This is a genomic window from Streptomyces sp. NPDC059037 (genome assembly GCF_042740015.1).
GTDB lineage: Bacteria > Actinomycetota > Actinomycetes > Streptomycetales > Streptomycetaceae > Streptomyces.
The window spans coordinates 22,978-31,040 of the sequence record NZ_JBHYIG010000090.1 but is presented as its reverse complement, the minus strand read 5'-3'; the positions used below and the strand labels follow the sequence as shown (position 1 = coordinate 31,040).

The window sequence follows — 8,063 nt, the reverse complement described above, 5'->3', positions numbered from 1 at the left end:
CCCGCTGAGCGCGTGGGGCTGCGCCCCTCTTGGACCCTCACCGGGTCTTGCCCATCCCTCTCGGGTTCTGTGTCGCTCTCCTGGTTCAGGGACTCAAGTGCCTGGTTCATGAATGCAGTTCTACAGGGCGATCTTTACCGGCCGATGTCCTGCTTCACAGACCCATGTCCTTGGCGATGATCATCTTCATGACCTCGCTGGTGCCGCCGTAGATGCGGTTGACGCGGTTGTCCGCGTACAGGCGGGCGATCGGGTACTCGTTCATGAAGCCGTAGCCGCCGTGCAGCTGGAGGCACTTGTCGATGACGCGGTGCGCGACCTCGGTGTTGAACAGCTTCGCGGACGCGGCCTCGGCTGCGGTCAGCTCACCGGCGTCCAGGGCCTCCAGGGCGCGGTCGGCGACGGCCTCGGCGGCGTCCACCTCGGCCTGGCAGGCGGCCAGCTCGAACTTGGTGTTCTGGAAGGAGGCGACCGGCTTGCCGAAGACGGTGCGCTCCTGCACGTACTGCTTGGCGAACCGGACGGCGGCCTTGGCCTGCGCGTACGCGCCGTAGGCGATGCCCCAGCGCTCGGAGGGCAGGTTGCTGCCGAGGTAGTAGAAGCCCTTGTTCTCCTCGCCGAGGAGGTCCTCGACGGGGACCTTGACGTCGACGAACGCCAGCTCGGCGGTGTCGGAGGTCTTCAGGCCGAGCTTGTCGAGCTTGCGGCCTATGGAGTAGCCCTCGGACTTGGTGTCGACGGCGAACAGGGAGATGCCGAAGCGGCGGTCGTCCTCGCGCGGCGCGGAGGTGCGGGCGCAGACGATCACGCGGTCGGCGTGCACGCCGCCGGTGATGAAGGTCTTGGAGCCGTTGAGGACGTAGTGCGTGCCGTCCTCGGAGAGCTTGGCGGTGGTCTTCATGCCCGCGACGTCGGAGCCGGTGCCCGGCTCGGTCATCGCGAGGGCCCACATCTCCTCGGCGGAGACGAACTTCTCCAGGTAGCGCTTCTTCTGCTCGTCGGTGGCGAGCATCTTGATGTACGGCAGGGCGAGCAGCACGTGCACACCGGAGCCGCCGAAGGTGACGCCCGCGCGGGAGGTCTCCTCGTACTGGATGGCCTCGAACTTGTGCGAGTCCATCCCGGCGCCGCCGAACTCCTCGGGGACGTTGATGCCGAAGAGGCCGAGCTCGGCGAGCTTGTAATAGAACTCGCGCGGCACCTCACCGGCGGCGAACCACTCGTCGTGGACCGGGACGACCTCGGCCTCGATGAAGGCGCGCAGGGTCTCCCGGAACGCCTCGTGGTCCTCATTGAAAACGGTACGGCGCACGGAAAACTCCCTCTGCTACGACGGCCCCAGCGGCTGCGACTGTGGTCCAAGAACGGACTAAGCGCTTGCTCAGAGCAACGTTACCCGCCGGTCACGGGGCCGTCCAGAGAGAGCGTCTGTCGCTCCCGTCACGCTGGGGGCGGCGCCTGCGTCACGCCGCGGACGCCACCGCCGAGGCGAACGCCCCGCGCGCGAGACGGTGCAGCAGCTCCGCCATCGCCGTGCGGCTGGGCAGCGCGTCGCGGCGGCTCAGGTGCGGCGTGGAGTTGAGCAGGCCGAAGACCGCGTGCACGGCGACCCGCGCCGCGTTCTCGGCGAGGTCCGGGTAGACCTTGCGCACGACGTCGACCCAGATCTCCACGTACTGCCGCTGGAGCTGGCGGACCAGCTTGCGGTCGCTGTCCCGCAGGCGGTCCAGCTCGCGGTCGTGCAGGGTGATCAGGGAGCGGTCGTCGAGCGCGAAGTCGATGTGCCCCTCGATGAGCGAGTCGAGGACCCGCTCCGGCGAGCCGTCCGTGTCGGCCACGCACCGCTTGCCGCCCGTCAGGAGCTGGCCGCTGATGCCGACGAGCAGCTCGGCGAGCATCGCGTCCTTGCCCGCGAAGTGCCGGTAGAGGCCGGGCCCGCTGATGCCGACGGCGGCTCCTATCTCGTCCACGCCGACACCGTGGAAACCCCGCTCGGCGAAGAGCCGCGCGGCCTCTCTGAGGATCTGCTCGCGACGGGTGGGGGCATCGGTTCTCGTGGCCATGAAATTAATTCTAGACAGGTCGGTTAGCGCTCGTTAACCTGGAGGAAACGCGTTAACGCTCATTAACCGAGCAAGGGGGCTCGACGGATGCAGCAGGCACCAGTCCTTGGGAGCGCGGCTGATCCCGCGTCCGAGGCATGGCGGACGAACGAGGCGGCGCACACCGCCCTCGTCGAAGGCCTGCGGGCCAAGCTCGCGGCGGCCAGACTCGGCGGCGGCGAGCGGGCGCGCGCCCGCCATGTCGCGCGCGGCAAGCTGCTGCCCCGCGACCGCGTGGACGCACTGCTCGACCCCGGCTCGCCCTTCCTGGAGCTGGCACCGCTGGCGGCGGACGGGCTCTACGGCGGGGACGCTCCGGCCGCCGGTGTCATCGCCGGGATCGGCCGGGTCTCCGGGCGCACCTGCGTGATCGTCGCCAATGACGCCACCGTCAAGGGCGGGACGTACTACCCGATGACGGTGAAGAAGCACCTGCGGGCCCAGGAGGTGGCCCTGGAGAACCGCCTCCCCTGTCTCTACTTGGTGGACTCGGGCGGCGCCTTCCTGCCCATGCAGGACGACGTCTTCCCGGACCGCGAGCACTTCGGGCGGATCTTCTACAACCAGGCGCGGATGTCCGGCGCGGGCGTCCCGCAGATCGCGGCCGTCCTCGGCTCGTGCACGGCGGGCGGGGCGTATGTCCCGGCGATGAGCGACGAGGCGGTGATCGTCCGCAATCAGGGCACGATCTTCCTCGGCGGCCCGCCCCTGGTGAAGGCCGCGACCGGCGAGGTCGTGACGGCCGAGGAACTGGGCGGCGGCGAGGTCCACTCCCGCGTCTCCGGAGTGACCGACCACCTCGCGGAGGACGACGCGCACGCGCTGCGGATCGTCCGCACGATCGTCTCCACGCTCCCCGAGCGCGGCGAACTGCCCTGGTCCGTCAAGGCGGTCGAGGAGCCCAAGGTCGACCCGGCGGGACTCTATGGAGCGGTGCCGACGGACTCCCGCACCCCCTATGACGTCCGGGAAGTCATCGCGCGCGTGGTCGACGGCTCGCGCTTCGCCGAGTTCAAGGCGGAGTACGGCCAGACGCTGGTGACGGGCTTCGCCCACATCCACGGCCACCCGGTCGGCATCATCGCCAACAACGGCATCCTGTTCTCCGAATCCGCCCAGAAGGGCGCCCACTTCATCGAGCTGTGCGACCAGCGCGGCATCCCGCTGGTCTTCCTGCAGAACATCTCGGGGTTCATGGTCGGCAGGGACTATGAGGCGGGCGGCATCGCCAAGCACGGCGCGAAGATGGTGACGGCCGTGGCCTGCACGCGCGTGCCGAAGCTGACGGTGGTGATCGGCGGTTCGTACGGCGCGGGGAACTACTCGATGTGCGGCCGCGCCTACTCCCCCCGCTTCCTGTGGATGTGGCCGAACGCCAAGATCTCCGTGATGGGCGGCGAGCAGGCCGCGTCGGTCCTCGCGACCGTCAAGCGCGACCAGTTGGAGGGGCGCGGCGAGGAGTGGTCGGCGGCGGACGAGGAGGCCTTCAAGGACCCGGTCCGCGCCCAGTACGAACAGCAGGGCAATGCCTACTACGCGACGGCACGCCTGTGGGACGACGGCGTGATCGACCCCATGGAGACCCGGCAGGTCCTCGGCCTCGCCCTGACCGCCTGCGCCGAGGCCCCGCTGGGCGAGCCCGGCTTCGGCGTCTTCCGGATGTGAGGGGCGGACGATGAGCGGCTTCCACCAGAGGACCACACCGGGAAGAGGGACGATGTTCGACACCGTGCTGGTCGCCAACCGAGGCGAGATCGCGGTCCGCGTCATCCGTACGCTGCGGGCGCTCGGCGTCCGCTCGGTCGCCGTGTTCAGCGACGCGGACGCGGACGCGCGCCATGTGCGCGAGGCGGACACGGCCGTACGGATCGGTCCCGCACCGGCCGCCGAGAGCTATCTGTCCGTGGAGCGCCTCCTTGAGGCCGCGGCCCGGACGGGCGCCCAGGCGGTGCACCCCGGCTATGGATTCCTCGCCGAGAACGCGGAGTTCGCGCGGGCCTGCGCGGCCGCCGGGCTCACCTTCATCGGCCCGCCCGCCGAGGCCATCTCCCTGATGGGCGACAAGATCCGCGCCAAGGAGACGGTCAAGGCGGCCGGCGTCCCGGTCGTGCCGGGCTCTTCCGGCAGCGGCCTGACCGATGCCCAACTGGCCGAAGCGGCACGGGAGATCGGCACCCCCGTCCTGCTCAAGCCCTCCGCGGGCGGCGGCGGCAAGGGCATGCGCCTGGTGCGGGACGCCGCGCTCCTCGCGGACGAGATCGCGGCCGCCCGGCGCGAGGCGCGCGCCTCCTTCGGCGACGACACGCTGCTCGTGGAGCGGTGGATCGACCGCCCCCGGCACATCGAGATCCAGGTCCTCGCGGACGGCCACGGCCATGTGATCCACCTCGGCGAGCGCGAATGCTCCCTCCAGCGCCGCCACCAGAAGATCATCGAGGAGGCGCCGAGCGTCCTCCTGGACGAGGCCACGCGCGCCGCGATGGGTGAGGCGGCGGTCCAGGCGGCCCGCTCCTGCGGGTACGCGGGCGCGGGCACGGTGGAGTTCATCGTGCCGGGCAAGGACCCGTCGTCGTACTACTTCATGGAGATGAACACCCGGCTCCAGGTGGAGCATCCGGTGACCGAGCTGATCACGGGCCTCGACCTGGTGGAGTGGCAGCTGCGGGTGGCGGCCGGGGAGGAACTCCCGTACGCACAGCAGGACATCACCCTCACGGGCCACGCGATCGAGGCCCGCATCTGCGCCGAGGACCCCTCACGCGGCTTCCTGCCCTCCGGCGGCACCGTGCTCGCGCTGCACGAGCCGCAGGGCGACGGCGTGCGGACCGACTCGGGGCTGAGCGAGGGCACGGAGGTCGGGAGTCTGTACGACCCGATGCTGTCGAAGGTCATCGCGCATGGCCCCGACCGCGCGACGGCGCTGCGGAAGCTGCGGGCCGCGCTCGCCCGGACGGTGACGCTGGGGGTGCCGACGAACGCGGGCTTCCTGCGGCGGCTCCTCGCCCACCCGGCGGTGGTCGCCGGGGACTTGGACACGGGACTCGTCGAGCGGGAAGCGGACGACCTGGTGCCCGAGGGAGTACCCGACGAGGTGTACGAAGCCGCCGCCGCGGTCCGCGCCACCGCCCTGGAACCCACCGGTGACGGCTGGCGCGACCCCTTCTCGGTGCCGGCGGGCTGGCGGCTCGGCGGCACCCCGGCGCCGCTGACGCACTGGCTGCGCGTACCGGGACATGATCCCGTCGCGCACATCGCCGCCGAGGGTCCGCGCACCGTGGAGCCCGGCAGCGTCACGGTCCATCTGGAGGGCCTCACCCACACCTTCCACCGGGCCGGTGACTGGCTGGGCCGGGACGGCGACGCCTGGCACGTCCAGGACCACGACCCCGTGGCGGCGAACCTCAGCGGCGCCGCCCACAGCGGGGCCGACGCCCTCACCGCCCCCATGCCCGGCACGGTCACCGTCGTCAAGGTCTCCACCGGCGATCACGTGACCGCGGGCCAGAGCCTCCTCGTCGTGGAGGCCATGAAGATGGAGCACGTCATCTCCGCCCCGCACGCGGGCACCGTCGCCGAACTGGACGTCACGCCGGGCTCGACCGTCGCCATGGACCAGGTCCTGGCCGTGGTGCTCCCCGACGAGCCGGAGGAGGACAAGAAATGACCGCCGCAGCCAAGCCCGGCCTCCCCATGGTCGTCCCCACCCAGGATCTGCCGCCCCGCGTCCGTATCTACGAGGTGGGCGCACGCGACGGCCTGCAGAACGAGAAATCGGTCGTCCCCACGGAGATCAAGGCGGAGTTCATCCACCGCCTCGCGGACGCGGGACTCACGACCGTCGAGGCGACCAGCTTCGTGCACCCCAAGTGGGTGCCCCAACTGGCCGACGCGGAGCGGCTGTTCCCCCTCCTGGGGGACGTGGACGCCAAGCTCCCGGTCCTCGTGCCCAACGACCGGGGCCTCGACCGGGCCCTGGCCCTCGGCGCCCGCGGTGTCGCCGTCTTCGTCAGCGCCACCGAGTCCTTCGCCAGGGCCAACCTCAACCGCACGATGGACGAGGCGCTCGCGATGTCCGAGCCGGTGGTGGCCCGCGCACGCGAGCAGAAGGTGCGCGTCCGGGGCTATCTCTCCATGTGCTTCGGCGACCCCTGGGAGGGCCCCGTGCCCATCGCCCAGGTCGTCCGCACCGCGAAGGCGCTCCTCGACATGGGCTGTGAGGAGCTCAGCCTCGGCGACACGATCGGTGTGGCGACACCGGGCCATGTCCTGGCGCTGCTCGCCGAGCTGAACGAGGAGGGCGTGCCCACCGACCGCATCGGCGTGCACTTCCACGACACGTACGGCCAGGCGCTCTCCAACACCCTCGCCGCCCTGCAGCACGGGGTGCGCACGGTGGACGCGTCGGCCGGCGGCCTCGGCGGCTGCCCGTACGCGAAGAGCGCCACCGGCAACCTCGCCACCGAAGACCTCGTATGGATGCTCGACGGCCTCGGTATCGAGACCGGCGTCGATCTCGGCCGTCTCACCGCCACCAGCGCGTGGATGGCCGGACAACTGGGCCGACCCAGCCCCTCCCGCACCGTCCGTGCCCTGACGGGCGCCTCCCACCAGGAGCAGTGAAGAACGATGGACCACCGTCTGTCCCCCGAGCACGAGGAACTCCGCCGCACCGTCGAGGAGTTCGCGCACGACGTCGTCGCCCCGAAGATCGGCGACCTCTACGAACGCCATGAGTTCCCCTACGAGATCGTCCGCGAGATGGGCCGCATGGGCCTGTTCGGACTCCCCTTCCCCGAGGAGTACGGCGGGATGGGCGGCGACTATCTCGCCCTCGGCATCGCCCTGGAGGAGCTGGCGCGGGTCGACTCCTCGGTGGCGATCACCCTGGAGGCGGGCGTCTCGCTGGGCGCGATGCCGATCCACCTCTTCGGTACGGAGGAGCAGAAGCGCGAGTGGCTGCCCCGGCTCTGCTCCGGTGAACTGCTCGGCGCCTTCGGCCTGACCGAGCCGGACGGCGGCTCGGACGCGGGCGGCACGCGGACCACCGCGGTGCGCGAGGGCGACGAGTGGGTGATCAACGGCTCCAAGTGCTTCATCACCAACTCCGGTACGGACATCACGGGTCTGGTCACCGTCACCGCCGTCACCGGCCGCAAGCCGGACGGCCGGCCGCTGATCTCCGCGATCATCGTGCCGTCCGGGACACCCGGCTTCACGGTGGCCGCCCCGTACTCGAAAGTGGGGTGGAACGCCTCGGACACCCGTGAGCTGGCCTTCTCCGACGTCCGGGTCCCCGCGGCGAACCTGCTCGGCGAGGAGGGCCGCGGCTACGCCCAGTTCCTGCGGATCCTGGACGAGGGCCGGATCGCGATCTCCGCGCTCGCCACGGGCCTCGCGCAGGGCTGTGTCGACGAGTCCGTGAAGTACGCCAAGGAGCGGCACGCCTTCGGGAAGCCGATCGGGGCGAACCAGGCGATCCAGTTCAAGATCGCCGACATGGAGACGCGGGCGCACATGGCGCGGGTCGGCTGGCGGGACGCGGCGTCGCGCCTGGTGAGCGGGGAGCCGTTCAAGAAGGAGGCGGCGATCGCGAAGCTGTACTCGTCGACGGTCGCCGTCGACAACGCGCGTGAGGCCACGCAGATTCACGGCGGGTACGGCTTCATGAATGAGTACCCGGTGGCCCGGATGTGGCGCGACTCCAAGATCCTGGAGATCGGGGAGGGGACGAGCGAGGTGCAGCGGATGCTGATCGCCCGGGAGTTGGGCTTCACCGCCTAGGACCGACCAGGACCGACCGAGATCGGCCGGGACCGACCAGGACCGACCAGGACCAACTGGAACCGACCGGAACCGAGTAGGACCGGTCCCCCGAGGGCAGGCGCCAGGGGCCACTGGACATCACCTTAGGTTAGGTTAACCTAAGCGCTAGTTCCGGCCAGTGGCCCCTTCGCCGTCCTC

General features: G+C 70.6%; 6 protein-coding genes. 4 read left to right on the top strand and 2 right to left on the bottom strand.

Translation table 11 applies throughout. The features are described from left to right. Positions 1-154 precede the first annotated feature (154 nt). Both ACFWY6_RS20120 and ACFWY6_RS20115 read right to left on the bottom strand, forming a co-directional pair. Positions 155-1,312, bottom strand: a complete 1,158-nt coding sequence (locus ACFWY6_RS20120) for an acyl-CoA dehydrogenase family protein (RefSeq protein ID WP_360765824.1) — start codon at positions 1,310-1,312, stop codon at positions 155-157. Between the two features lie 151 nt (positions 1,313-1,463). Then, positions 1,464-2,063, bottom strand: a complete 600-nt coding sequence (locus ACFWY6_RS20115) for a TetR/AcrR family transcriptional regulator (protein WP_384692035.1) — start codon at positions 2,061-2,063, stop codon at positions 1,464-1,466. A gap of 87 nt (positions 2,064-2,150) precedes the next feature. Here ACFWY6_RS20115 and ACFWY6_RS20110 point away from each other — a divergent pair, with 87 nt between their 5' ends. The 4 genes from ACFWY6_RS20110 to ACFWY6_RS20095 are packed head-to-tail and all read left to right on the top strand — an operon-like array spanning position 2,151 to position 7,883. Then, entirely contained in the window at positions 2,151-3,767 is a 1,617-nt protein-coding gene (locus ACFWY6_RS20110) for a carboxyl transferase domain-containing protein (protein WP_384692032.1), read from the top strand. Positions 3,768-3,819: 52 nt separating this feature from the next. Continuing rightward, positions 3,820-5,766 carry an acetyl-CoA carboxylase biotin carboxylase subunit gene (locus ACFWY6_RS20105; RefSeq protein ID WP_384692029.1) on the top strand — a complete coding sequence of 649 codons (1,947 nt, stop codon included), beginning with the start codon at positions 3,820-3,822 and terminating at the stop codon, positions 5,764-5,766. Continuing rightward, a complete protein-coding gene (locus tag ACFWY6_RS20100) occupies positions 5,763-6,722 on the top strand; it encodes a hydroxymethylglutaryl-CoA lyase (RefSeq protein ID WP_384692027.1) in 960 nt (319 codons plus the stop codon). The genes ACFWY6_RS20105 and ACFWY6_RS20100 overlap by 4 nt, the downstream gene beginning before the upstream one ends. A 6-nt stretch (positions 6,723-6,728) precedes the next feature. Continuing rightward, the gene (locus tag ACFWY6_RS20095; protein WP_384692025.1) at positions 6,729-7,883 is read left to right on the top strand and encodes an acyl-CoA dehydrogenase family protein; all 1,155 of its coding nucleotides are present in this window, start codon (positions 6,729-6,731) and stop codon (positions 7,881-7,883) included. The last annotated feature ends 180 nt before the right edge of the window (positions 7,884-8,063 follow it).

Excerpts from the sequence above, each read along its gene's own strand:
- ACFWY6_RS20105 (WP_384692029.1), top strand. The coding sequence starts at position 3,820 with ATGTTCGACACCGTGCTGGTCGCCAACCGAGGCGAGATCGCGGTCCGC.
- ACFWY6_RS20115 (WP_384692035.1), bottom strand. The coding sequence starts at position 2,063 with ATGGCCACGAGAACCGATGCCCCCACCCGTCGCGAGCAGATCCTCAGA.
- ACFWY6_RS20110 (WP_384692032.1), top strand. The coding sequence starts at position 2,151 with ATGCAGCAGGCACCAGTCCTTGGGAGCGCGGCTGATCCCGCGTCCGAG.
- ACFWY6_RS20100 (WP_384692027.1), top strand. The coding sequence starts at position 5,763 with ATGACCGCCGCAGCCAAGCCCGGCCTCCCCATGGTCGTCCCCACCCAG.
- ACFWY6_RS20095 (WP_384692025.1), top strand. The coding sequence starts at position 6,729 with ATGGACCACCGTCTGTCCCCCGAGCACGAGGAACTCCGCCGCACCGTC.